26 protein-coding genes and 1 pseudogene are annotated in these 25761 nt (G+C 53.7%); 21 read left to right on the forward strand and 6 right to left on the reverse strand.

Going from position 1 to position 25761, the window contains the following annotated elements; all coding sequences use genetic code 11:
• The first annotated feature begins 66 nt into the window (after positions 1-66).
• The 4 genes and pseudogenes from E1N14_RS16705 (at position 67) to E1N14_RS16720 (ending at position 1987) form a co-directional block, all read left to right on the forward strand.
• On the forward strand, positions 67-552 hold the full coding sequence (locus E1N14_RS16705; protein WP_025011398.1) for a GNAT family N-acetyltransferase: 486 nt from the start codon (positions 67-69) through the stop codon (positions 550-552).
• A gap of 3 nt (positions 553-555) precedes the next feature.
• Positions 556-825, forward strand: a pseudogene (locus E1N14_RS16710) (DMT family protein); the annotation flags it as partial.
• Between the two features lie 375 nt (positions 826-1200).
• Positions 1201-1452 carry a DUF2960 domain-containing protein gene (locus E1N14_RS16715; RefSeq protein WP_025011397.1) on the forward strand — a complete coding sequence of 84 codons (252 nt, stop codon included), beginning with the start codon at positions 1201-1203 and terminating at the stop codon, positions 1450-1452.
• A 25-nt stretch (positions 1453-1477) separates the two neighbouring features.
• Complete coding sequence (locus E1N14_RS16720; protein ID WP_025011396.1) at positions 1478-1987, forward strand: RDD family protein; 510 nt, start codon at positions 1478-1480, stop codon at positions 1985-1987.
• A gap of 195 nt (positions 1988-2182) precedes the next feature.
• Here the strand turns inward: E1N14_RS16720 and lptG are convergent, their stop codons facing one another.
• Together lptG and lptF are read right to left on the reverse strand one after the other, a co-directional pair.
• Positions 2183-3241, reverse strand: coding sequence for an LPS export ABC transporter permease LptG (lptG, locus tag E1N14_RS16725; RefSeq protein ID WP_025011395.1), 1059 nt, complete (start codon positions 3239-3241; stop codon positions 2183-2185).
• The gene (gene lptF / locus E1N14_RS16730; protein WP_025011394.1) at positions 3238-4350 is read right to left on the reverse strand and encodes an LPS export ABC transporter permease LptF; all 1113 of its coding nucleotides are present in this window, start codon (positions 4348-4350) and stop codon (positions 3238-3240) included. Before lptF ends, lptG begins: the two co-directional genes overlap by 4 nt.
• Positions 4351-4588: 238 nt before the next feature.
• Between lptF and pepA the strand changes: the two genes are divergently transcribed.
• From pepA to E1N14_RS16745, 3 genes are all read left to right on the forward strand, one after another.
• On the forward strand, positions 4589-6097 hold the full coding sequence (pepA, locus tag E1N14_RS16735) for a leucyl aminopeptidase (protein ID WP_028781604.1): 1509 nt from the start codon (positions 4589-4591) through the stop codon (positions 6095-6097).
• 467 nt (positions 6098-6564) lie between these two features.
• Positions 6565-7170, forward strand: coding sequence for a TetR/AcrR family transcriptional regulator (locus E1N14_RS16740; protein WP_025011393.1), 606 nt, complete (start codon positions 6565-6567; stop codon positions 7168-7170).
• A 92-nt stretch (positions 7171-7262) separates the two neighbouring features.
• Entirely contained in the window at positions 7263-8300 is a 1038-nt protein-coding gene (locus E1N14_RS16745; RefSeq protein WP_025011392.1) for an NADP-dependent oxidoreductase, read from the forward strand.
• A gap of 151 nt (positions 8301-8451) precedes the next feature.
• On the opposite strand, the gene E1N14_RS16750 is transcribed toward E1N14_RS16745, so the two are convergent.
• Positions 8452-9357, reverse strand: coding sequence for a PhzF family isomerase (locus E1N14_RS16750; RefSeq protein WP_037437371.1), 906 nt, complete (start codon positions 9355-9357; stop codon positions 8452-8454).
• A 199-nt stretch (positions 9358-9556) separates the two neighbouring features.
• Between E1N14_RS16750 and E1N14_RS16755 the strand changes: the two genes are divergently transcribed.
• The 10 genes from E1N14_RS16755 (at position 9557) to E1N14_RS16795 (ending at position 20171) form a co-directional block, all read left to right on the forward strand.
• Positions 9557-10021 (forward strand): DNA polymerase III subunit chi, encoded by a 465-nt coding sequence (locus E1N14_RS16755; RefSeq protein WP_025011390.1) that lies wholly within the window; start codon positions 9557-9559, stop codon positions 10019-10021.
• A 15-nt stretch (positions 10022-10036) separates the two neighbouring features.
• Positions 10037-12916, forward strand: a complete 2880-nt coding sequence (locus E1N14_RS16760) for a valine--tRNA ligase (protein WP_062793813.1) — start codon at positions 10037-10039, stop codon at positions 12914-12916.
• Positions 12917-13255: 339 nt separating this feature from the next.
• Positions 13256-14215 carry a TerC family protein gene (locus E1N14_RS16765; protein WP_025011389.1) on the forward strand — a complete coding sequence of 320 codons (960 nt, stop codon included), beginning with the start codon at positions 13256-13258 and terminating at the stop codon, positions 14213-14215.
• A gap of 66 nt (positions 14216-14281) precedes the next feature.
• Positions 14282-14671: a pepsin-like aspartyl protease gene (locus E1N14_RS22070; RefSeq protein WP_037437370.1), complete on the forward strand. Its 390-nt coding sequence runs from the start codon at positions 14282-14284 to the stop codon at positions 14669-14671.
• Between the two features lie 76 nt (positions 14672-14747).
• Entirely contained in the window at positions 14748-15587 is an 840-nt protein-coding gene (locus E1N14_RS22075) for a pepsin-like aspartyl protease (protein ID WP_252727295.1), read from the forward strand.
• 8 nt (positions 15588-15595) lie between these two features.
• Positions 15596-16114: a GNAT family N-acetyltransferase gene (locus E1N14_RS16775; protein WP_025011388.1), complete on the forward strand. Its 519-nt coding sequence runs from the start codon at positions 15596-15598 to the stop codon at positions 16112-16114.
• A gap of 34 nt (positions 16115-16148) precedes the next feature.
• Positions 16149-16961, forward strand: coding sequence for an SAM-dependent methyltransferase (locus E1N14_RS16780; RefSeq protein ID WP_025011387.1), 813 nt, complete (start codon positions 16149-16151; stop codon positions 16959-16961).
• On the forward strand, positions 16958-17230 hold the full coding sequence (locus E1N14_RS16785) for a hypothetical protein (protein WP_025011386.1): 273 nt from the start codon (positions 16958-16960) through the stop codon (positions 17228-17230). The genes E1N14_RS16780 and E1N14_RS16785 overlap by 4 nt, the downstream gene beginning before the upstream one ends.
• Positions 17184-18977: a sensor domain-containing diguanylate cyclase gene (locus tag E1N14_RS16790; RefSeq protein WP_025011385.1), complete on the forward strand. Its 1794-nt coding sequence runs from the start codon at positions 17184-17186 to the stop codon at positions 18975-18977. Before E1N14_RS16785 ends, E1N14_RS16790 begins: the two co-directional genes overlap by 47 nt.
• A gap of 99 nt (positions 18978-19076) precedes the next feature.
• On the forward strand, positions 19077-20171 hold the full coding sequence (locus E1N14_RS16795; protein WP_025011384.1) for a calcium:cation antiporter: 1095 nt from the start codon (positions 19077-19079) through the stop codon (positions 20169-20171).
• Here E1N14_RS16795 and E1N14_RS16800 read toward each other — a convergent pair whose 3' ends face one another.
• Positions 20172-20705 (reverse strand): GNAT family N-acetyltransferase, encoded by a 534-nt coding sequence (locus E1N14_RS16800; RefSeq protein ID WP_223828856.1) that lies wholly within the window; start codon positions 20703-20705, stop codon positions 20172-20174.
• Positions 20706-20718: 13 nt separating this feature from the next.
• Positions 20719-21894, reverse strand: a complete 1176-nt coding sequence (locus E1N14_RS16805; RefSeq protein ID WP_028781616.1) for an acyl-CoA dehydrogenase — start codon at positions 21892-21894, stop codon at positions 20719-20721.
• A gap of 201 nt (positions 21895-22095) precedes the next feature.
• Here E1N14_RS16805 and E1N14_RS16810 point away from each other — a divergent pair, with 201 nt between their 5' ends.
• Genes E1N14_RS16810 through E1N14_RS16825 form a run of 4 tightly spaced genes read left to right on the forward strand, consistent with a single transcriptional unit; the run spans position 22096 to position 25404 of the window.
• Positions 22096-22968 (forward strand): MipA/OmpV family protein, encoded by an 873-nt coding sequence (locus E1N14_RS16810; protein WP_025011383.1) that lies wholly within the window; start codon positions 22096-22098, stop codon positions 22966-22968.
• A 6-nt stretch (positions 22969-22974) separates the two neighbouring features.
• Positions 22975-23394: a DUF3019 domain-containing protein gene (locus tag E1N14_RS16815; protein WP_025011382.1), complete on the forward strand. Its 420-nt coding sequence runs from the start codon at positions 22975-22977 to the stop codon at positions 23392-23394.
• Complete coding sequence (locus E1N14_RS16820) at positions 23394-24107, forward strand: response regulator (protein WP_062793814.1); 714 nt, start codon at positions 23394-23396, stop codon at positions 24105-24107. Before E1N14_RS16815 ends, E1N14_RS16820 begins: the two co-directional genes overlap by 1 nt.
• A 19-nt stretch (positions 24108-24126) precedes the next feature.
• A complete protein-coding gene (locus E1N14_RS16825; RefSeq protein ID WP_025011381.1) occupies positions 24127-25404 on the forward strand; it encodes an ATP-binding protein in 1278 nt (425 codons plus the stop codon).
• Here E1N14_RS16825 and E1N14_RS16830 read toward each other — a convergent pair.
• On the reverse strand, positions 25391-25702 hold the full coding sequence (locus E1N14_RS16830; protein WP_025011380.1) for a DUF1289 domain-containing protein: 312 nt from the start codon (positions 25700-25702) through the stop codon (positions 25391-25393). The two genes, E1N14_RS16825 and E1N14_RS16830, sit on opposite strands and share 14 nt — an antisense overlap.
• Positions 25703-25761: the final 59 nt, after the last annotated feature.

Consider the following 25761-nt stretch of genomic DNA (forward strand, 5'->3'; position numbering starts at 1 on the left):
TTTATCTGCAAAAATGGTATAATGGCGCGTTTCTACGAAGTAACTGAAAAGAGAAAGTGAATTCAGATGTTGATACGCGCCATTAGCCAGGATGACTGGCAAGCCATAGGCGAAATTCAAGCAGAGTGCTACCACGCTCTGGCCCCCGAACCTTTACATGTGCTCAAGAGCAAGTGGCAGGCATCACCGCAAACCTGCTATGTCCTTGAAAAGAGTGACCAGGTGGTAGGCTATTGTCTGGCTCATCCCTGGACCGAAGACACCCCTCCGCCACTGTACAAGGCGATTACCACACTGCCCAAGGCCGACACCCTTTATCTGCATGATATTGCCATCAGCAACAGGGCTCAGGGATTCGGCGCCGGACGCAAACTGTTTGATACCCTCAAGCTTCAGGCGGAAAAACTGCGCCTGGGTTCCTTGTCACTGGTTGCAGTACAGGGCGCCTGTGGTTACTGGGAAAAGCTCGGCTTTAACCACAAGCGTATCGAAAAATCGCTGGCCACCTATACAGATGACGCCAGTTATATGGTCTATCCGGTAGCCCGCTGACAGATGCAACCCACACTCATCACCATAGGCTTGTTGTGCCTGAGCAATATCTTTATGACCTTTGCCTGGTACGGCCACCTCAAGTCCCTTTCAGGTAAACCCTGGATCATTGCCGCTTTGGTCAGTTGGGGCATAGCCCTGTTCGAATATCTTTTGCAGGTACCGGCCAACCGTATTGGTTATGGTGTGATGAATGTGGGCCAGCTCAAGATACTTCAGGAAGTCATCACCCTGAGTCTGTTTGTTCCCTTTGCGGTGTTTTACCTAAGGAAGGTGCGAACAAGTCCCATGTGTGCTCTGCGTCGACTTACAGGCCTGGATGCAAGGCGTGGTTCGCAGCAAATGGCCCTAGTCCTTTGCAAGAAGCACAACACAGCAGGCAGGCCTGTAAGCCACGCCCTTTGGGGCTTTCACAGCAACCGGCTCTCTGCGTTATCCGACTTTGACATGCCCCGGCATGCCTTCAGTCAGATGCCTTGAACGCCAATTGCTGTGCAAGCCAGAGTGCCACGAGGACTTATTTGCACCTTCCCTAAAGGAACCACTGAAACTGGACTATCTTTGGGCCGGGTTGTGTATGCTCGGCGCCGTTTATTTTATATTTCGCAGTAAGTTCGGTTGAGCCCACTGCTTTAATGAGGACACAAGATGGCACGTCAGGTCGCCTATGAATACAAGGGGGTCGCGAAAGTGATCAACTTTGCCTATGACAAATACCACGACATGTACGAGGCTGTTGCCGCCGCCGAGGGAATAGATCTCAGCCGTTTTCTGGCAATGGAGCAGCAAGTCGCCATGACAGCCAAAGGCGGTGGCGCCCTAAAGAGCTATCGCACCAGTGAATTCGCCCGTATGGGGTTTCGTCATATCCACTTTGTCAAAGAAGAAGAGCAGGGTTAATACCTGCCCAAAAGAGGGTTAAGCCATGATAAATCCAGAGCACGCCAATTTTCCCCGAGCCGGCTTTTTCAAGCGCCTCGGTGCCGCCGTCTATGATCTGCTGCTGGCAGTAGCCGTCTACATGTTTGCCGGCGCCATAGGGTTTGGGATCTTTACCGGCCTGACCGCCTCCGGCCTCATTCCCATGGGGAACTATGAACATGTTTCGGATCTGCTCAATGGCAACAGCCTCTATCACGGCCTCTATCAGCTGTGGCTGGCCTGCTGTGTGGCCGGTTTCTACGCTCTCTTTTGGTCCAAGGGCGGCCAGACTCTGGGCATGCGTGCCTGGCGCCTCAAGGTGCAGCATCCCAACGGCCAAAACCTGAGTTTTATTACCGCGCTGGCACGGGTAGTTTGGTCCTTGCTGGGGATAGGCAACCTGTGGATCCTGTTCAATGGTGACAAACTGGCACTGCAGGACAGTATGACCCGCTCAGAAGTGGTGCTTCTCAGTAAAGAAGCCAACTCACTGCGTAACTGGCACGGAGCCTGAGACACGGATTCTGAGATAATAGCCTGAAATACCCAGGTAGCGATGGCATTAAAATAAAGCGTTCTAGATGCCTCCAATACGCAAACCACAGCAAAAAGCCCTGTCAGTGACAGGGCTTTTTCATAACGTTAATCAACAAGGGGGGCTTTTAAAGCTGCAGCGGCTTTACTCTCAAGCCCTCAATCCTCAGCGTCCTCAGCGGCGGATATAGTAGATAGCCGCGCCGGTAAACAGCAAACTCGGCATCATGGCGCCCATCAAGGCCGGCAGCTCATAGACTATGCTCATGGGGCCGAAGATCTCATTACAGATATAGAAGGTAAAGCCGGCTATCACCCCGAGTAATACCCTGGCTCCCATGGTGACGGTTCGCAGCGGCCCGAACACAAAAGAGAGCGCCACCAGCATCATCACTGCCACTGTGATGGGCTGCATCACCTTACGCCACAGTGCCAACTCATAGCGACTGGCATCCTGATTGTTGTTTTTCAGATAATCGAGATAACCGACCAAACCACGGATAGACAGGGCATCGGGTTTAACCGACACTACGCTCAGCTTGTCCGGTGTCAGACTGGAGGGCCATCTGTCTTCCTTGAGGTTATCCAGCACCACTTGCTCATTTTTGAACACTGTGCGGCGAACCTCCAATAAACGCCAATATTCCTTGGTATAGATAGCCTGCTCGGCGTGCACCACACTGGCCAACTTCTGCTCAGAGTCAAACTCATAGAGGGTAATATTGCCAAGACGGGTCACATCTTCAATCTCGCCAATGTTGACGAACAGGTTTCCGTCTCTGGCCCAAATCCCGCGGTGGGACTTAATCAGGTTGCCGCCAGAGATCTTGTTGGTCTTAAGCTCATAGGCCTTCTGCTCCGCCACCGGCGCGCCCCATTCACCCAGTACCATCACCAACAGCATCAAAGGAACCGCCGTCTTCATCGCCGACAGGGTGATCTGCAGCCGCGACATGCCGGAGGCCTGCATCACTATCAGTTCAGAGTTGGAGGCCAGCATGCCCATACCGATGAGGGCCCCAAGCAGCACGGCCATGGGGAAGAACATCTCCACATCTCTTGGGATCAAAAACAGCACATAGACGGCGGCGTCCATCATGGTGTAGCTGCCCCGGCCCACCAGACGCAGCTGATCGACCCATTTGATGATCCCGGAAAGTCCGGTCAAAATCAGCAGACACAGGGCAGAGGTGCTGAGCAGTACTCTGGCAATATACCAGTCCAGTATCTTCATGCTGCGGCCCCCCGGCGTTTGAACAGGCCGGTCAGGCGAGTGCCCAAAGGTCTGCCCTTACCTATCAGCAAGATGCCCATCACCAATGCCGAGGCATGGATCCACCACATCCCCAGCCAGGCCGGGATCACCTCATCCTGCAGCGCCTTGCGCCCGGCGACCATCAAGCCGAAATAGCCAAGATAGAGCAATACCGCCGGGAACACCTTGGCAAACTTGCCCTGGCGCACATTGACCCGCGCCAGCGGCACCGCAATCAGCGTCATCAAGGGGATCGCCAGCGGAATGGCCAGTCGCCAGTGAAATTCTGCCACGGCTTCCGGCCCCGGCGTATTGAGCAGTTCCTTGAAAGGCACGGCAGATAACTTACGATCCCTCTCATCCACTTCCTGCTCTTTGAGCTGCATCTGATAGCCGCCGAACTCAATCACCTGGTAATCCACCCGGTTCGGGGCTCCCTGATAACGCACGCCATCATCGAGCTTGAGCCGCTGACCACCTGTTGCGTCTTCCACCACCCGGCCACCATGGGCCACTACCAGGTTGGTAACGCCACTTTCGTCTTCCGCATCGGGAAGCTGGGCTACAAAGACTTTTTCCAGTTCGTTGTCTTTACTGATTTTTTCAACAAAGAGCACAGCCCGGCCGTTGGCACTGGTTTGAAAACGTCCCTGAACCAGGGCGGCCAGCCCGGCCTCTGACTGAGCCTTTTCCAAAACCGTGTGCTGTTTGTCCTGCGCCCAAGGCGCGACATAAAGCGCCAGATAACCGGTAAACAGGCTGTTGAGCAACGCCAGGATCAGAGTTACCCGGGTGACATACCATTCGCTGATGCCGACCCCGTGAAAGACCACCATCTCGTTTTCTGCATACATGCGGCCATGGGCGAGCAAGATCCCCAGAAACAGACTCAGGGGCAGGATAAGCACCGCCAGTTCGGGCAGATTGAGGCCTATCAGTGTCATCACCAGGGAAGCGGGAAATTCGCCATCGGAGGCATCGGCCAGTATGCGGACAAATTGCTGGCTGATAAAAATAGCTAACAAGACTGAAAGCACCGCTATTTGTGCCTTCAAAACTTCGCGGATCAAGTATCTAAATACAATCACAGGCTGAATCCGGTATCCAAACTTATCTTTTTGCTGGTGTCAGTGTTACTTTCATGTAGACTGTCTACTTTTGATAGTTTTCTGACCATAACAGGCGGCGTTTTGGTTGTTTCAGGCGTATGATTCTTGTCAGCCAAACCAGCCCCCTGCTGCAGGAAATTTTCCGCCTTTGGGCGGCACAAGCAGACATTATCCAATAAATAAAAAAGTTTGTCTTTAAAAGAATCTAGGAGAGCTCATGGAGTTTAGCGTAAAGAGCGGCAGCCCCGAAAAACAGCGCTCGGCCTGCATAGTTGTAGGCGTTTACGAACCCCGTCGCCTGTCCGGCATCGCCGAACAACTGGACAAAATCAGTGAAGGTTACATCAGCAACCTATTGCGTCGCGGCGATCTGGAAGGTAAGCCCGGGCAGATGTTGCTCCTGCATCATGTACCCAATGTACTGAGTGAGCGGGTTCTGCTGGTAGGTTGCGGAAAAGAACGAGAACTAGACGAGCGCCAATACAAGCAGATCATCACCAAGACGATCAACACCCTCAATGATACCGGCTCAATGGAAGCCGTTTGCTTCCTGACCGAACTGCACGTTAAAGGCCGCGACACTTATTGGAAAGTGCGCCAGGCCGTGGAAACCACCAGCTCTACCCTCTACAGCTTCGATGGACTCAAGACCCGTAAGGGCGAGACCCGCCGTCCGCTGCGCAAACTGGTATTCAACGTCCCTACCCGCCGTGAACTGACGGTCGGCGAGCGCGCCATCGAGCACGGTGTCGGCGTTTCCGCCGGTATGCAGTTGTGCCGCGACGTGGCCAATATGCCACCCAACATCTGTAACCCGGCTTATCTGGCCTCGCAGGCCCGGCAACTGGCCGAAGTGCACGAGAACCTGAAGGTCAGCACTGTCGGTGAAGAGCAGATGGCCAAGCTCGGCATGAACGCCTACCTGGCCGTGGGCCGTGGCAGTGCCAACGAGTCCATCATGACAGTGATGGAATATCAAGGCGCCGTCGACACGACCGCCAAGCCGATAGTGCTTGTAGGTAAGGGTCTGACCTTTGACTCAGGTGGTATCTCGCTCAAGCCGGGCGAAGCCATGGATGAAATGAAATACGACATGGGCGGCGCTGCCGGGGTACTGGGTACCATGAAGGCCATCTGTGAAATGAAGCTGCCTATCAATGTGGTTGGGGTACTGGCCGGCTGTGAAAACATGCCTTCCGGTAATGCCTACCGCCCAGGTGATATTCTCACCACCATGAGCGGCCAAACCGTGGAAGTACTCAACACAGACGCCGAAGGCCGTCTGGTGCTTTGTGATGTACTCACCTATGTGGAGCGCTTCGACCCTGAACTGGTGGTCGATACCGCCACTCTGACAGGTGCCTGTGTTATCGCGCTGGGTAAACACGCCTCAGGTCTGTTCTCTGCCCATAACCCACTGGCGAGCGAGCTGCTCAATGCCGGTGAGCAGAGTGGTGACCGCGCCTGGCGCCTGCCGATATGGGATGAGTACCAGGAGATGCTGGACAGCCCATTTGCCGATATGACCAACCTGGGCGGACGCCCTGCCGGGTCTATCACAGCGGCCTGTTTCCTGTCGCGCTTTACCAAGAAGTACCACTGGGCTCACCTGGATGTAGCAGGTACAGCCTGGAACAGCGGCGCCAACAAGGGCTCAACCGGTCGTCCGGTTCCTATGCTGGCGCAGTTCCTGCTGAACCGCGCCGGGGTCGAGCAAGGCGAATAAGCGCCTGACTCCCTGCCAATAAAAAGCGAAGCCCAGTGCTTCGCTTTTTCTTTTTGTGGGGTCATGCCATTGGCTATTTTTTAAAGCCAATCTTCCCCTTGTCCTGCTCCTTCCCCGTCTTTTGATTATCGCCCCCGCCTTTTGATTATCGCCGAGAGAGCCGGCGCTTGAGCAAAATGGTATTCATCCACGGCTCAAACCACAGAGCTAAGCCATAGTAAACCGACCTTTTGAATGGCCGTGGCTCAATACTATCCCCCATAAAACTCGGCTTCCAACTATAAAGTTCCCGCCGATATGACTCCGTTTACTTAAACTCTGCACGCCTTAATTCATTGTTTTTAATCCAGTTACTTTCTATCGTGTTTCCTTAGTCACTTGGTTCTGCCACTTAGGCCCCAAGCCAAACAAATGCTGTTCAAATAAACCACTAGACGACTGGTCTAATGGTAATTATACTGGCCGCCATGAACACACAGACACAAAGCACACGCCAACACATACTGGACACGGGTTACCAGCTCGTCGTAACCAAAGGCTTTTCCAATGTTGGCCTGTCACAACTGCTGCAACATGCCAAAGTCCCCAAGGGCTCCTTCTACCACTACTTCAAATCCAAGGAGCAGTTCGGTGAAGCCCTGATAAAGGACTATTTCAACGATTATCAGGATAAGCTGCAGGCACTGCTGGACCATGAACGCACTCCGGCGCTGCAGCGGCTGCAAAGCTACTGGCAACTCTGGCTGGACTGCGATGCCGATGTCTGTGGCGCGCAAAAGTGCTTGGTAGTAAAGCTGAGTGCCGAAGTAGCCGATCTCTCTGAGCCGATGCGTATGGCGCTGCTGCAAGGCGCCAAGCGGATCATTGCCACCATTGCCGAATGTATCGAAGCCGGTAACCGGGATGGCTCTGTCAAGGTCAGCAACAGTGACCAGACGGCGCAGCTGCTCTACAACCTCTGGCTGGGGGCCAGCCTGATGAGCAAGCTGACTCAGGATAAAAACGCCCTCAATCTGGCGATGCAAACCACTGACAGCATACTCACAGGCAAGCTGGACAACAGCGGCCAGTAACAGATACTCCCCGCCACACAGGTGGCGGGATTTTTTTAACCAAGCACTAGACGACCGGTCTAATTAAGTAATAAAAACCAATGGAGCCTATTATGACTGCCAATCAAAACCCACATCAGCGCATTGTGCTGGCCTCTCGCCCGAGCGGCGCTCCCAATGCAGACAACTTCCGTCTGGAAAGCAGCAGTAAGCCAGTGGCAGGCGACGGCCAGGTGTTGCTGCGCACCATCTATCTGTCGCTGGATCCATACATGCGCGGCCGCATGAGTGATGCAAAATCCTATGCCGAGCCGGTAGCCGTGAACGATATCATGGTCGGCGGCACGGTTTGCCAGGTGGAAGAGTCCCGTCACCCGAACTTTGAAGTCGGTGAGTGGGTGCTCGCTTACACCGGCTGGCAAAACTATGCCCTTTCGGACGGTGAAGGGTTGTTGAAACTCGGCAAAGCGCCGGCAGCCCCCTCATATGCCCTTGGAGTCATGGGCATGCCGGGTTTCACCGCCTATATGGGACTGCTGGATATTGGCCAGCCCAAAGCGGGAGAAACCCTGGTGGTTGCCGCCGCCACCGGACCGGTTGGCGCTACCGTAGGTCAGATAGGTAAACTCAAGGGCTGCCGGGTCATAGGTATTGCCGGCGGCGCTGAGAAATGTCGCCACGCCAAAGAAGTACTGGGTTTCGATGAGTGTCTGGATCACAAGGCCGAGGACTTCGCCGAGCAGTTGGCCCGAGTCTGCGACCAGGGAATAGACATCTATTTCGAGAACGTCGGCGGCAAGGTATTTGATGCCGTATTGCCCCTGCTGAACACCAGCGCCAGAGTCCCCGTATGTGGTTTGGTGTCTCAATATAACGCTACTGAGTTGCCGGCCGGCCCGGATCGCCTGTCACTGCTGATGAGCACCATTCTGGTGAAGCGGATAAAGATGCAGGGCTTTATCATTTTTGACGACTATGGTCACAGATATGAAGAGTTTGCCAAGGATATGGGTGACTGGCTGTCTCAAGGCAAAATTCAATATAAGGAGCAACTGGTCGAAGGGCTGGAGCAGGCCCCACAAGCCTTTATCGGCCTGCTTGAAGGTAAAAACTTCGGCAAGCTGGTGATCAAGGTTGCCGAGCCGCTGTGATAAAAACTGATGGCTGCACCAAGTTGAGTCCTGCGGCCATTCGGTAACCAGCAAAGCAAGACTTGCGGTCCTCTATAAGCATAACCAAGAGGGCCGCCAATTTTGATGGCTTAATTCCGGCTATTCACGCCGTCTTTAACAAAGCTTTGGATCAGGTCTCCAGCTTAAGCCTGGTTTCAAAGACAATCCGGGCACGCCCTTTGATTTGAACTTTGTGAACAGTCTCTTTATCGGCAAAGACCCGCACCTGCATATATCCCTTGCGGCCCATCTGTTCGCCCTGAGCGATGGAAAACTCCGAGCCCTGCATGCTGGCAGGCAAGCTGCCGTAGTGAGTCAAATAAGCGCCCAAAGGCCCATTGGCATTACCCGTCACAGGATCCTCTGTTATCCCTATGGCAGGTGCAAACATACGCCCTGCAGCCAGCACGCCCTCTTCTTCAGACTCCAGTGTAAACAGGTAAAAACCATTGCAACCAATTTCCCGACTCAACGCCACCAGCTTGGGCTCATCCAAGGTGACCTGCTCGAGCAGCGCTTTACTCTTGAGTGGTACCATCACTTTGGAGTGGCCGGTAGAAACTATCTGTACCGGCAAATCCGTCACCAGGGCCCCTTCAGGCAAGCCGGTACCCAGCAACAATGACTCAACCTGGGCAGCACTCAAGATGGCGCCAAACTCTACCTTTCCCTGAGTCATCAGCACTGAAATATCGCCCTCTTCCGGTGCTATGGTAACCGGTAGCTTTCCTGCTCCCGTCTTTTGAATCACGGTTCCATCTGTGACACTGCGACTTTTGGCATAAACATAGTGGGCCGACACCGTGGCATGGCCACAAATAGGGACCTCTTGAGTGGGAGTAAAAAACCTGACTTCGATATCGTAATCGGCCCCTGAAGTATTAAAAATAAAGGCCGTTTCCGAATTATTTAGCTCTCTGGCGATATTTTGCATCTGCCGCTCATTCAAGCCATCGGCATTGAGCACTACACCGGCGGGATTACCGGCAAACAGCTCAGTGGTAAAGGCATCCACTTGAAAGAGTTGTAACTCCATGATTGACTCCGGAACAAAAGCGTCAAACGAGTATCGACACTTTCCCAACCCTTGGCAATATAGGCGTAGCTTGTCACCCGATAGCTCAAGAGCCTTATCGGGATGGCGCGGACCATTTCAACCTTTGGCCAAAAGGTGTAAAATCCTCCTCTTATGTCAAATGGCTACCAGTGTTCTGTGCAGGGGTGAGATGCAGGCGATGAGCAAGGCAACTTTTTATCTGCTGCCGAATGCAGCACAGCAACCAAGCGCCGAGCGGTTGCAACTGCTTGCCTGTCAGTTGGCCGGGCAGCATTATGCAAACGGTGAATGGCTGTATATTCACTGTGAGGATCAGGCTCAGGCCCATGGGATTGACGAGCTGCTGTGGCAGTTTGAGCCCAGTGCTTTTGTACCCCACAACCTCAAAGGGGAAGGCCCTGCCGCCGGTGCACCGGTTGAAATCGGCTTTGACAGGCTGGGGCCCAATCAACGCCGCCCGATACTGATCAATCTGGCCACAGAAGCCCCGGCGTTTGCGGTAAACTTTGGCAGGATCATAGATTTTGTTGCCGGTGATGAGCAACACAAGGCCCTGGCCAGGGACAGATACCGCCAGTATCGTAATCTGGGAGTCACACTCAGCACCCAGGATTTGGCAACACAACCACTTAATTTTGTTTGAGAAACGACAGTTCCCATGGAAAAAACATACAATCCGCAGTCTATTGAACAAGCGCTCTACCGTGTATGGGAAGAGAAAGGTTACTTCAAGCCCCACGGTGACGAGTCCCAGGGCAACTATTGCATCATGATCCCGCCGCCAAATGTCACCGGCAGCCTGCATATGGGACACGCCTTCCAGGATACCATTATGGACACCCTGATCCGTTACCAGCGGATGAAAGGCAAGAACACCCTCTGGCAAGTGGGTACCGACCATGCCGGTATCGCCACCCAGATGTTGGTGGAGCGCAAAGTCGCCGCCGAAGAAGGCAAGAGCCGCCACGACCTGGGCCGTGAAGCCTTTATGGACAAGGTATGGGAATGGAAGAACCAGTCCGGTGGCACCATTACCCGCCAGATGCGTCGCCTGGGCGCCTCGGTAGACTGGGACCGCGAACGTTTCACCATGGACGAAGGTCTGTCGGAAGCCGTGCAGGAAGTGTTTGTTCGCCTCTATGAAGATGATCTCATCTATCGCGGTAAGCGCCTGGTTAACTGGGATCCCAAGCTGCACACTGCAATTTCCGATCTGGAAGTGGAAAACAAGGAAAAGCAGGGCCACATGTGGCATTTCCGCTATCCACTCGCCGATGGCGCCCTGACCGCCGACGGTAAAGACTATCTGATTGTCGCCACCACACGTCCGGAAACCATGCTGGGTGACAGCGCCGTTGCCGTGCACCCTGACGATGAGCGTTATCAATCCCTGATAGGCAAAGAGATCATTCTGCCAATTGTTAACCGCCGTATTCCTGTGGTGGCCGATGACTATGTGGATATGGAGTTCGGTACCGGCTGCGTGAAGATCACCCCGGCCCACGACTTCAACGACTATGAAGTCGGCAAGCGTCATAATCTGCCTATGTTCAACATACTCACCCAGGATGCCGCCATCCGCACTGTGGCCGAAGTGGTGAATGTCGACGGTAGCCTCAACACCGAATTGGACGCCTCTTTGCCAAGCCGTTATGCCGGTATGGACAGATTCAAGGCCCGCGATGCAGTTGTCGCCGAATTCGAGACCCTGGGTCTTTTGGAAAAAATCGAGCCCCACGGCCTGAAAGTGCCTTATGGCGACCGCAGCGGCGTGGTGATTGAGCCCCTGCTGACAGACCAATGGTATGTGTCTGTCAAACCACTGGCCAAGACAGCCATAGAAGCGGTGGAAAACGGCGATATCAAGTTTGTGCCTCAGCAATACGAGAACATGTACTTCTCCTGGATGCGTGACATTCAGGACTGGTGTATTTCACGCCAGCTGTGGTGGGGTCATCGCATTCCGGCCTGGTATGACGACAGCGGCAAGGTCTATGTCGGCCGTAACGAAGCCGAAGTCCGTGCCAAGCACAACTTGGCAAGCGATATTGCTCTGCGTCAGGATGATGATGTACTGGATACCTGGTTCTCCTCTGCCCTGTGGACCTTCTCAACCCTGGGCTGGCCACAGCAAACTCCTGAGCTGAAAACCTTCCACCCCACAGACGTGCTGGTGACTGGTTTCGACATCATCTTCTTCTGGGTAGCCCGGATGATCATGATGACCATGCACTTCATCAAGGATGAAGACGGCACACCTCAGGTGCCTTTCAAGACTGTCTATGTGACCGGGCTTATCCGTGATGAGCAAGGCAACAAGATGTCCAAGTCCAAGGGTAATGTGCTGGATCCTCTGGATATGATCGATGGCATAGATCTCGAATCTCTGGTTGGCAAGCGCACCGGTAACATGATGCAACCGCAACTGGCCGCCAAGATAGAAAAGAGCACCCGCAAGGAGTTTGCCGACGGCATCGAAGCCCACGGTACCGACGCGCTGCGCTTTACCCTGGCTGCCATGGCGTCCACCGGCCGTGACATCAACTGGGACATGAAGCGCCTGGACGGTTACCGCAGTTTCTGTAACAAGCTGTGGAATGCTTCCCGCTATGTACTGATGAATACAGAAGATCAGGATTGCGGCCCCAACTCACCTAATGGCAAGGCCGGCGGTGAGATGCAGCTGTCGCTGGCGGATCGCTGGATCACAGGTCTGTTCAACCAAACGGTCAAGACCTTCGAAGAGCATATGGGCGCCTATCGTTTCGACCTGGCCGCCAATACCCTGTACGAATTCACCTGGAACCAGTTCTGTGACTGGTATCTTGAGCTGACCAAGCCTGTGCTGCAAAACGGCTCTGAAGCCGAGCAGCGTGGCACCCGTCATACTCTGGTGACTGTACTCGAGCAGCTGTTGCGCCTGATGCACCCATTGATGCCATATATCACTGAAACCATCTGGCACCGTGTCAAACCACTTGCCGGTGTGGAAGGGGAAACCCTGATGCTGGCCGCCTTCCCTGAGTATCAGGCCGACAAAGTCGATACCGAGGCCATGGCCGACTTGGAATGGGTCAAGCAAGTGATTGTTGCCGTGCGTAACATCCGCGCCGAGCTCAACATAGCTCCGTCCAAGCCGCTCAACGCCTTACTGCGCAGTGTCAGTGCCCGCGACAAGGCCCGTGTCGAAGCCAACCAAACCTTCTTCACTAGCTTGGCCAAGCTGGAAAGCATGACGATTCTGGCCGATGGCGACAACGCGCCCATGTCCACCACCCAACTGGTGGGTGAGATGGAACTGTTGATCCCTATGGCGGGGCTTATCGACGTAGCGGCCGAGATGGCTCGTATCGACAAACAACTGGATAAGCTGAGTGGCGAAGTCGCCCGCATTGAAGGCAAGCTGTCCAATGAAGGCTTTGTTGCCAAAGCGCCGGCCGCCGTTATCGACAAAGAGCGCAGCAAGATGGCTGATCTCAAGCGCGATATGGACAAGCTCAAAGAGCAGCAAGCCGAGCTGGCCAAACTGGAAGCCTGACAGCAAATCCGCATAGGCTAACAAGTAGAGGCAATCAAGGGCAGTCAATCGACTGCCCTTTTTTCATTCCGTTTGCGTCCAGGGCAGAGGGTTGGCAAGATTAAGATAATTTCATCTGCCAGCGCTGGCTATCGGGGCAACATATTGTTAAATTGGGGAATATTCCAAGGGGAGTAACTTCTCGCCGGCTTGTCGTCATTACGGTGTTTGCGCACCCGGCAACCGGGCAAAGCCACTGAGCTGTGCTTTGTAAGTGAGACCTTGCCGACAGGCAAGATCCGTGCTCCTTCAGCTGGCCTGCCGTCGGTGGCAGGCTTTGTTGTATTTGGAGATAACGAAATGGGTACCTGGTGGTTGTGGAGCGGATTTCTGGTAATAGTACTGGGGATCCTTTGGATAGATCTTAAGTTTGTCGGCGGTGGTCACAGCCATAAAGTCTCGGTCAAAGAGGCGGGGATTTGGACCCTGGTGTGGATAAGCGTCGCCATGCTGTTCAACTTAGGGATCTGGTTCTATCTGAAACAGACCGCAGGTCTCGAAGTCGCCAATCAGCAGGGGCTGGAGTTTCTCACCGCCTATCTCATCGAAAAAGCCCTGGCAGTGGACAATGTATTTGTCTGGCTGATGCTGTTTAGCTATTTCGCCATCCCCGCCGAGCTGCAAAGGCGGGTGCTGCTCTACGGAGTGCTGGGCGCCATAGTCATGCGCGCCGCCATGGTATTTGGCGGCACCTGGCTGATTAATCAGTTCCACTGGGTGTTGTATCTATTCGGGGCCTTTTTGCTGTTTACCGGTGCCAAGATGCTGTTTGCCAAGGAAGAGAATGAAACCGATCTCTCCAACAGCAAACTGCTCGGCTGGCTCAGAAAACACCTGAGGGTGGTGAAAAAGCTTCAGGGTGAGCGCTTTGTGGTGCGTCGCCGCGGTATGTTATTTGCCACGCCCCTGTTGCTGGCGCTGATTTTGGTAGAGATCAGCGACATCATCTTCGCGGTGGACAGTATTCCGGCCATCTTCGCGGTCACGACAGATCCCTTTATCGTACTGACCTCCAACATCTTTGCCATCATGGGACTCAGGGCCATGTACTTTCTGCTGGCGGGCGCCGCCGAACGTTTTGTGCTGCTCAAATATGGCCTGGCGCTGATCCTGATGTTTATCGGTACCAAGATGCTTCTGCTGGATATCTATCATCTGCCTATCATGCTGGCACTGGCGGTCATCGCCGCTATCCTGCTGATCAGTGTATTGGGCAGTTTGTGGCTGACCCGGGATAAGGGTAAACAACCACAGGCATAATATCTGTCACTTGTCAGTCGCTCGAAGGGCTTACAAGATAACAAAAAATTAACAAATATTATTCTTATGACCCAGAGAGCGACCTTGGTCAACGGCACTTTGCTGCCACTCAACAACCTGTTGGCAGACGGCGTTTATACCGCTCCTTTCAAACTCGGCAGTGAAGAGTGTGAGGTTAACCTCATCATAGATAGCGGCAGCTCCACCATGGCTGTGCTGCACAGGCGCTATCAGCCTGAACAGGATATGTCACTCAAGCCAACGGCCTTGGCACAGGAGATTTGCTATGGCCAGGGAGGCTGGCTGGGCTCTGTCATTCACACTCAGGTTCAGGCGGCGCAGCTGAAGTTAACAGATACGCCACTGGCCTTGGTACACAAGGAAACCCGGCACACATTCCTTGAGGCTGACGGTATCTGGGGACTGGCCTATCACCCCCCTCAATCGCAGCTATGATCTGAGCCATTATCTCGCTCTGCAACATCAGCGGCAGAAATACACCTTTCCCTGGCCCTTTGGTGATCAAGCACAAGTGCTTGATCAAAGGCAGCTGCAGCACTTCAAGACCTTAATCTCGCAGGCGCCAGAGCAGGATATTCCCAGTTGCTTTACCCTGATGGAACAACATGGTCTGTGCGCCAACAGGTTTGCCCTGCTCTGTCATAGATCCAGTATTCACCATGCCTGTGCCGAAACAAGGCAGGCAAGCTTAAAAGACGACAGTCTCAATCAAGGAATACTGATATTCGGCGGCGGCGAAGAGCAGACCCATCTCTACGATGGCCAATTTATCGATATCAAGGTCGTCCATGACCGCTACTATAACCTCAATCTCAAAGCCGTCGGCTGGCACGGTGAGGATGCCATTCCTCTTCCTCCCACCGACAGCAAGCTGGAACAGAGAGGGTCGAGTAACGCCATTCTGGACTCGGGCGCTTCCCTCATCTGCCTGCCCGAGAGTCTGTTCAAGCGCTTGCTGCAGAGCCTTTACCGTCTTAACCCTGACGCTGCCTCTGTGCTGGAGCCCTTTATCCATGAGCTTTCCAAGGTGCAGCAAATGCTGGCAGAAGGTATCCCCTGCAACCAACTCAAGCTTGAGCAATGGCCGGAGCTGTTGTTTTACCTCGAAGGAGAAAAGGGGGAAACCTGCATACTCACCTGCCCGGCTGACTGTTATTGGCAAATAAATGCCCCCAAGCATGGTCATGCCGTATTCAAACTCATGGGACAACTGCCCCATTGGCCGGCCCAGAGCATTCTGGGGCTTCCGCTGTTCAACCCCTACTATGTAGTGTTCCGTCGCGATCTGGGAGCAAGCGGCACGATTCGCTTTGCCCGTAAGAAAAATGTTTCCAAGCCGGCAGTCCCCTAAGGAGAGTCATGAACAGATTGACCAGTCCAAGACTACTGTTAACGCCTCTGAAAGCAGAGGATAAAGACTTGTTCACCGGCCTTTATCGCGATCCTCAAGTCATATCTTTTATCGCAACTGAGCTCAGTGAAACAGAGGCCGAAAGGCGATTTACCCATACCCTGACAGCCAACAACAAGTTGCTGCCCCGAACATATTGTTGGTGTATCAAAACCCGCAGGCAGCTCCCGATAGGCATACTGGGCCTCAGCCGATACGGACGAGTGGGCGAAATAGGCATTTTGTTGCGCCCACAGGCTCAGGGACAAGGTTATGCCAAGGAGCTACTGCACCTGATGCAGCAGCGACTCTCAAGTGAAGCGCCCCTCGATGAGCTGCTGCTTCGTACTCATAAAAAGAACGAACCGATGAAAAAAGTCGCCTTGGCTATGGGGTTTAAGCCAGTCATGGCCGAGCCTGAGCACTCCCGCTTGATGTCATTTCTGTGGCAGACCAGCAATAGCGCTTTAAAAAATAATAAACATTGATAACATTAACAAAACAATTAAAGAGGCCAAATCAATGCAAGGCTCTATCACCTGTGTCGGCGTCGGTATGATGCTGGGGGCTCACCTGAGTCCAGTCAGCCTTAGTCATATCGAGCAGGCCGATATAGTGTTCTGTGGAGTATCCGACCCTCTGGTCGAGCTCTGGCTTAAGGAACTCAATACCAATGTCCGCTCGCTGCAGCCTTGCTATGCTCACGGAAAATCCCGTCATCTCAGCTATCGGGAGATGGTCGATACCATGCTAAGTGAAGTTCGTTTGGGTAAAAAAGTGGTCGGTGCCTTCTATGGACATCCCGGCGTGTTTGCCAAAGCGCCTCACCAGGCCGTGACCATTGCCAGGAATGAAGGCTTTGAGGCGCAGATGCTGCCAGGCATATCCGCTGCCGATTGCCTCTATGCCGACCTTGGCATAGATCCCGGTCAAAATGGTTGCCAGCACTTTGAAGCAACCCAATTCATGCTATACCACAGGCGAGTCGATCCGACTGCCACTCTGATCCTGTGGCAGATAGGCCTGGCAGGCGATCTCGACATGGGGCTGACAATCACAGTCGCCAAGAATCGGCAACTCTTGTTGGAAGAACTCTATAGGCTCTACAGTCCAGAGCACTCCTGCTGGCTTTATGAAGCCGCCACCACGGCGCTGGCCTCTCCTAGAAGAGAAGCCATAAAACTGCGCGAGCTTGTAGAGGCCACTTTGGCGCTCCATACCACTTTGGTGATCCCTCCGGCTGCAAAACCCGAACCTAACTTAGAAATGCGAGCACGCCTTGCGGCATTGGGTAGCAAGGCGCCCTTGTATCATCAACCCGAGGAGAGTGTATGAGTAAAGTGATTAACCTGCTGGCCCGACTGGGCGCCGACCCGAGCCTGCAAGCCCCGGAGGCGCTGGATAAAGCCCTGGCTGAAGCCGGGGTATCCGCCGAAATAGCCACGGCCATCAAAGATAAAGATCTGCTGCAGTTGAAGGCCGAGCTGGATCTTTGCCCGGACGTATTCTGTATATTTTTCCCGGCCGAAGATGAACCGGAAAAAGACGAGCAGGAAGATGACGAAGAGAATCAAGCTTCACAGCTACAAGCTGTGGCCAGCTAGACGGCACCTGAGGTTCAGCGGCAGGCGGCTCATTTGCGCCCTGCTGTGCCTGATAGCAAGCACTGCGGCCCAAGGCTCGGACGAACTCGGAGAAGCGCTGCAACGCAGCGACGAAATCCGCTCGAGTTCGCCCGGGCAGTTCAGCGCCATGCTCAGAAAGCTGGAGCTGCGCCGTACCGATATGTCTGCTGCCGAGCAGGACTACCTGTCTTACCTGCTCGCTTATGAGCACTCCTTCAACGGCCGCTTGGAAAAAGCCCGCAGTATCTATCAGGAGCTGGTGCAGTCGAGCGCTGTGCTCGAAATCCGCTTTCGGGCGCTGACCTCTTTGGTCAATACCAATGCCATCAAGCGCGAGTGGAGCCAGGGCGCCGAAAACCTGCGACAAACCCTGCAACTCTTGCCACAAATCAAGGACGACGGCTTCTATGTTCATGGTCTGGCGGTAGCTGCGGTTTTCTACAACCTTCTGGGGCAGTATCAACAAGGGCTGCACTTTGCCACCAGACTCAAGGAAAAGGGCCACAATGATGGTCGCAGCCTCTGTTTTGCCGACCAACTCAGCCTGCAGGCGCTGTTTGGCTTGACGCGTATTGAAGCCACTGACAGAGCTTTTGCCCAAGCCTTGAATATCTGCCGGGAAGCCAATGAACCCGTGGGCGCCAGCGCTATACTCAGTTACCAGGCAGAGCTGTATATTAATGAGGGCAAACCACAGCAGGCGCTGGAGCTTTTGTTACATCAGCTTCCCCAAATGGAGTCGACCCGCTATGCCCCTATGATTGCCAGCTATTATTCGCTGCTGGCCGAAGCTTATTGGCGCACAGATGAACCAGAACTCGCCAAAGAGTTTGCCATCCAAGCCGTGGCAGGCGGTGCCGAAGCCGGCAAGGGCGACCCCAGTATCCGAGCCTTTCGGGTGCTGTATCAGTATTACCGGCAAAGCGGCGATCTTGGTGCGGCGTTGGAAGCCTATATACAGTATTCCGAAGCCGATAAGGCCTTTCTCGACGAGATCAGAGCCAAGACCCTGGCATTCCAGTTGGCGGAACACCAAAGCGTGGAGCAAAAAAATCGTATCGCACTGCTGGATGAACAGAACAAGCTGCTCAAGGTCAAACAACAGTTGGCCGAGACAGAGTCCCACAACCACAAGCTGCTGATAGCGGCACTTTTCTGTGTCATCACTTTGCTGCTTACATGGGGATACCAATCCTGGAAAACCCAGAAACGGTTACGGGAGCTGGCCGAGTTCGATTGCCTGACCGGGATTTTCAGCCGCGGGCATTTCACTCAGGTCGGGCTCAGCGCGCTGGAATACTGCAAGCTGCAGCAACTGCCGGTGAGTTGCATCATGCTGGATTTGGATAATTTCAAACGTATCAACGACACCAAAGGTCACAAGACCGGAGACTGGGCGCTGAGAGAAGTGGCCCGTATCGCCCGAAACCTATGTAACGGCAAGGAAATACTGGGGCGTATTGGTGGCGAAGAGTTTTGCTTGTTGATGCCTGAGACCCGTATCGACAAGGCGATAGCCTTTGCCGAAATTCTGCGGGAATTATTGGAGCAGGCCGATACCTCGGATTCGGGTCACAGCTTTACCTTGACCGCCAGCTTTGGGGTCTCTGAAGCTGCAATTTCCGGCTATCAGCTGGAGACGCTCTTGGCAGATACCGACAAGGCCATGTACCAGGCCAAGAAAAATGGTCGCAACCAGGTGTGCAGTGCCACCGATATCCCCTGAATTCGGGTAGAAAAAACAGGGCAAAACAGCATATTGGTGTTTTTTTTGACACCAATGCCAAAGTATAATGCGGCTTTATAGCGACGATGGAAACCTGCCATGCTGGCTTTTATCAAAGAAGAAATATCACTGCTTATCGCCTTGATTACCTTGTTATTCTTTAAGACAGGTGGCGCTGAGTATCTGGCGGACGGAACTCCGCTCGCCGTTTATATCCCGCTGTCGATATTGCTGCTTGTGGTAGTGATCTGGACCATTTTCGGGGTCGTGCGCCATTCAGATATTCTGGCAATTCGACTGGGCGATCCCTATGGCACCCTGATCCTCACCCTGTCGGTGATCTCATTGGAAGTGGTGATGATCTCCTCTGTGATGCTGACAGGTGACTCCAACCCAACCCTGGCCCGGGACACCATGTTTGCCGTGGTGATGATCATCTCTACCGGCTTGGTGGGGCTGACACTGCTGCTGGGCGGTTGGCGTTATCATACCCAGCAATTCAATCTCGATGGGGTAAAATCCTACCTGGTCGCCATTATCCCGCTGGCCCTGGTGTGTCTGGTGCTACCCAACTTTACCGAAGGCGGCAGCATAGGCGGCCTATCGGTTTCCATGTCCTGGATGCTTGGCTTGGTGTCGATAATGCTCTATGGCATCTTCCTGATGATCCAAACCAAGAGCCATAGCCACTTTTTTGTTGATGCCGACCATCTGGATGATGAGCACCATCATCATGCCTCCAGCCACTCCAACCTCTACCACGGAGTGCTGTTGCTCATCTGCCTGGTAACCGTAATGCTGCTGGCCAAGACCCTGGCCATGCCCATCAACTACAGCATTACCACTCTGGGCGCGCCGGCGAGCCTGGGTGGCTTCCTGGTAGCCTGTATTATTCTGGCGCCGGAAGCCGTAGGGGCCATAAAAGCCGCGCTCAATAATCAGTTGCAAAGAGCGATGAATCTCTATTTTGGTTCTGTGCTGGCCACCATAGCCCTGACCGTACCTGCCGTACTTTTGGTGGGCAGTATTGCCGGTGAAGAGGTCAGGCTGGGGCTCAGTCCCGCAGATATGGTATTGCTGGTGACCACGCTGATGGTTTGTAAGGTGAGTTTCAGCAGTGGCCGCACCCATGCGCTGCACGGGGCGACTCACCTAGTGTTGTTTGTGGTCTATCTGTTCTTGATGTTTGAGTAATCATTCGCGGATGTTGGCCATGAAAAATACATCCACATATTCGCCATCACGGAAGGCATAGTCCCTCGCCTCGCCCTCAATCACAAAGCCATGGCGTTTGTAGAGCGCTATGGCGGCGTGATTGTCGGTATAAACCGTCAGCTCAAGGCGTCTCACCGCCAACCAGTTATGGGCCAAATCCACAGCGGCTGCCAACAGCGTAGAGCCCACGCCGATACCGCGGCACTCTTCACTCACCGCCATCCCCAGATCGGCCACATGCTTACGTCTGGGGTTGGTTTGTACCTGTAAGGAGAGCTGACCGGCCACCTCCCCTTGCCACTCTGCGACCAGAGAATAGTAACCATCCGGCAGTTCGCCCAGGCGCTTATACCACTTTTCGAGTGACGGAAAGGGCTGCTGCAAGGTGCCGGCATAACAGCTGGGCTGAGTAAATAGCGCCCGTATTGCCGGAATATCCGTGTGCTCGCTGTGGCGCACCACCACCTCTTGTTGTGACTGACTCACCTTGGGTTCAAACTCTGTTGCCTGCACTCTGTTGTTCTCCTTAACTAAAAGCCGCCAAGCCTGTCTGGGCCCGCCCCAGGATCAAGGCATGAATATCATGGGTCCCCTCATAGGTATTGACCGCTTCCAGGTTCATCAGATGCCGGATGACATGAAACTCGTCACTGATACCATTCCCACCGTGAATGTCCCTGGCCTGGCGGGCGATTTCCAGCGCCTTGCCGCAGGAGTTACGCTTGATTAGCGAGATGGCCTCGATAGCCAAACTGTCCTGATCCAACAAGCGACCGGCCTGCAAGCAGGCAAACAGCGCCGTGGTGATCTCTGTCTGCATGTCCACCAGCTTTTTCTGGATCAGCTGATTGGCCGCCAGCGGCCTGCCAAACTGGACTCGGTCCAGACTGTATTGCCGCGCGGCATGCCAGCAAAACTCGGCCGCGCCCAAGGCGCCCCAGGCGATGCCGTATCTGGCCTTGTTGAGACAGCCAAAGGGCCCCTTGAGCCCCTCGACGTTGGGCAGCAGAGCATCGACACCCACTTCAACCCCGTCCAGCACGATTTCGCCGGTTATCGAGGCCCTGAGAGAGAACTTGCCCTCTATCTTGGGCGCCGACAGCCCAGGGGTGCCCTTTTCCACTAAAAAGCCACGAATGACCCCATCCAGCTTGGCCCAAACCAGGAAGAGATCGGCAATCGGTGAATTGGTGATCCACATCTTGTTGCCATGGAGCCGATACCCTCCCGGGATGGCTTCGGCGCGAGTCTTCATGCCGCCGGGATCTGACCCCACATCCGGCTCGGTAAGGCCGAAACAGCCAATCAGCTCCCCCCGTGCCAGCCTTGGCAGGTATTTCTGTTTCTGCTCTTCACTGCCGTAGGCAAAAATCGGATGCATCACCAAAGAGGACTGCACACTCATGGCCGAGCGATAACCACTGTCGACCCGCTCTATCTCCCGGGCAATTAGGCCATAGCTGACATAGTTGACCCCGGCGCCGCCATATTCAGTAGGCAAAGTCGCCCCGAGTAACCCCAGAGCACCGAGCTCTGTCATGATCTCGGGATCAAAGTATTGCTCGCGATTTGCCTGCAGGATCCTGGGTTGCAACTTGCTTTGGGCATATTCATGCACAGTGTCACGGATCATCCTTTCTTCCGGCTGCAACAGACTGTCAAACTGCAAGGGATCTTGCCAATCGAAGGGATTACGGGCCATAGCTTTGTCCTTTTTTTCAGCTGATTTTCATCATGCTACCTCAGTCCCGGATGTCTGCCCAGAGCTGAAACCTCTGCCAAACAAAGATTACGTCTGTATCAAATTGCAACCTTTACGAAAGAAATCTCTGAATTTGCGCCGGACAAATGCTAATCTTCTGCACAATCTTGGTCATAGTTATTACTGATATTTCCGGTATTCATGTCTGTACGGCTCTGTTTATTCATTATCAGCCTCTTTTCTCTCAGCGCCTGGGCCCATCCCTATTGCGAGGAGAGAGAGTGCATACCTGTTGGTGAATGGGATCTTGGACTGGCTTTGGGTTACGGCCAAAAGAGCAACCCCTTGCGCCATCAGGACGATATTCCCCTCTATGTGATCCCCAGTATTGCCTACTATGGTGAGAACTGGTTTTTTGACAACGGTAATCTGGGACTGACCCTGGCGGAGTCGGAAAACTACACCATCAACCTGGTGACGGCTTACAGCAGAGAGCGGGCTTTTTTCTACCGCTGGGATCCCAGCAATGTGTTTACCTTCAGTGGCGGATCTCAAGTCTCCATTACCCCGGAGAGCCGCGCCGCGCCGGTAATGTTAATGCAAAGCAGTGAACCACCAAAAGTTTTTAACGAATTGGAGGACAGGCACTTTACATTTCTTGGCGGAGCCGAGGCTTTTATTTACACTCGATACGGTATACTGAATCTTTCGCTTACACATGATATGTTCAATGTTCACCGGGGCACTGAAGCCAAAGCCAGATGGTTATATCATCTGACATTGGAACGCTGGAAACTGGAGTTTGCCCTGAACATAGAATGGAAGAGTAAAGAAATAGTCGACTATTACTTTGGCGTAAGACCAAGCGAGAATGCCTATTGGAGTCAGGCGTACCAGGGGAGTTCAGGCTTTAACCGCGGACTGGAGTTTACCGGTCGCTATAGCCTCAACGAGGACTGGGATCTTGTATTAGGACTGCGTTATACCCAACTTGCCGATGAAATAGCCAAGAGCCCTCTGCTGGATGAAGATGATGTCAGAGCTTTTTTCATTGGTGCTGCCTATAGGTTTTAAAACAAGGTGCGCTTAGCAAAAGGCTGGTGTTGGCTGTTCCCGCTGCTGATGTTGTCAATGATATTTGCAGCCAAGGTACAGGCCGAACCAGATAATAATAATCAAGAAGCCAAGCTGGCTATCACACCACAGCTCTGTATTCTCAAGAGTGAAGAGGACACCTGTTCGCTTGACGTCAGTTTAAGCTGGAGTAATACAAACGGTGCGGTTTGTATCCTTTCTGATTACGAAGGGTTACAACGTTGGTGCAGTGAAACTGAAGATGTGCACAGCCTCACATTCCGACTCACAACCAGTGAGGACATTCACTTTGTCATGGTAGATAAAGACACATGGCAAACCTTAGCCGGCGTTTACTTTAGAACTACGCCCGTGTCTGACACCAGCGTCAGGCGAAGATATCGTAACCCTTGGAGTTTATTCTGATGACCTCAGCGCAATCGACTCACCGAGTTTTATTGGTGGAAGACGACATTCGTCTTGTCAACCTTATTGTGGATTATCTCAAGTCCCATGGCATGCATGTAGAAGTTGAGCGCCGCGGTGACACAGTACTGACCAGACTGCTTAACTACAAACCGGACATTATCCTGTTGGACATCATGCTGCCGGGGATGGATGGACTGACATTATGTGAAAAGCTGCCGGATTACTTTGCCGGCCCTATCCTGCTGATGAGCGCACTTGGCTCCAACGAAGATCAAATCAAAGGCCTGGAACTGGGCGCCGATGACTATGTGGTTAAACCGGTTGACCCGGCACTCTTGGTCGCGCGGATCAACAATCTGCTGAGACGTCATACCAAGCCACCTATGGCAGAATCCCACTGCCTGAGCTTTGGCAAGCTGAGCATAGATCCTCACACCCAGGCGATTCGTTTGGGCGAGAAAGAGGTGGATCTCACCAGTCACGAATTTGAACTCCTGTGGCTGCTGGCATCCCAGGCCGGCCAGGTGCTGAGCCGCCAGTATATCTACCAATGCTTGCTGAATATCGATTTCGACGGCAAGGATCGCAAGATAGACGTGCGCATTTCCCGCCTGCGCAAGAAGCTGGGCGATAACATAGAAACACCGTTCAGGATCAAGACGGTCTGGGGCCAGGGATATCTATTTGCTCCCGAGGCCTGGAACAGCTAATCCTCTTTTAGGTTACCGCGTGAAACGCCTCTTCATCAGTTTGTACCTGCTGATCAGCCTGAGTTTTCTCGGGCTGGGATGGACCCTCGACGCCCTCTGGCAGCAACACGATGACGAGGCGGAACTGTTGGCCGATGCGCCTTTGATGGCGATGGCGGCCATGCTGAAGCCCATGCCCCCAGAGCAGCGGCAACAGGCGATTGCCGCCGCCAATGTCAATGCCACTTACCCGCTGCGTCTGTTCAGTGCCGACAAGATCACCCTGGCAGACGATGGCGAATTGGCTCCCGGTGAAGTCTTCACCACCCTGACCAACTCTGGCAAGCAGATGCAGTTTATCCGTCTGGATCAACAGGTGCTGATGACAGGCCCAATAGATACAGACCCCAGAGCCAGTCTGCGCGGCCTGTTCACCCTGTTCTTCTATCTATCTCTGGCCGGGGTTGCCCTGGTTTGGGTCTGGCCGCTATCACGGGATCTCAAAGTGCTGAAACAAGCCACCCAGGCACTTGGTCAGGCCAAATGGGATACCCGTATCAAGCTGTCACCCCGTTCTCAGGTAAAACCCCTGGCGCACACCTTCAATGAGATGGCGAGGCATATCGGTGCTCTTATCGACAACCAGCGCCACCTGGCCAATGCTGTCTCCCACGAGATCCGCACTCCGCTGGCCAGGCTCAAGTTTGCCCTGGCGCTGATCCCCAACTATTGCCGTGAAGGCGCCGATGAAGCGGCCAGAGCCGACTTTATTGCCGGCATGACAGAAGATGTCAAAGAGATGGAATCCTTGCTGCAGGAGATGCTCACCTACGCCAGCCTGGAGTCGGCCCAAACAGGGCTGAGACAGGAGAGCTGCGATCTCACCGCCCTCTGCCGCCAAGTGATAGACAGACTGCAGAGCCTGAGCCCTATTCCGATAACCCTGGATAGCTCCGTCGCCAAACTGCCCTTCACCTGTGAACCGGCCTTGATTGAAAGAGCACTGCAAAACCTGCTCACCAACGCCCAGCGCTTTGCCGAAAGCCAAATCCTGGTGACTCTGAATGAAGAAAAAGACAGGGTAACTATCGAGGTTAAAGACGATGGTGAAGGGATCCCAGAAGAGGAACAGCACAAGATTTTCGAGCCTTTTGTCCGCAGCGATACCTCACGTAACAGCAATAAAGGCTTTGGGCTGGGGCTGGCAATTATCAAGCGCATAGTCGAGCGCCATCACGGCGAAATCCTGCTGTTCAGCTGCCCCGGGGAAACCCGTTTTTGCATCAGCCTGCCCAAGCGGGAATTCAATCGAGACTGAAATCACTGAAGTCCAGAGGTTCGTCTTCGTCGCCTTTGGCATCAAAGTCCAGGCTGTGATTCAACTGCAACTCTTCCTCCTTGAGCTGTTCCCTGCGCGCCTTTATCTGCGCCAGTTGCCAGCGCCTTTTGCGCGCCTTGCACAGGCGAATGACATCCAACTTACGAGCATCGGAAAAGTTGAGCCAATCGAACCTCTCTTCGCGGTTCCGAAAACAACCTTTGCAATAGCCCTTGGCATCTGTCTGGCAGACACCGATACAGGGGCTGGGGATATCAAAAAAGACCAGTTGTTCCATAGGGGCGTAAATGCAGGCTCTCTGACGGCTGAACCTTAGGTATATCATCTCATTCTTAA

The organism is Shewanella algae (genome assembly GCF_009183365.2).
GTDB classification, from domain to species: domain Bacteria; phylum Pseudomonadota; class Gammaproteobacteria; order Enterobacterales; family Shewanellaceae; genus Shewanella; species Shewanella algae.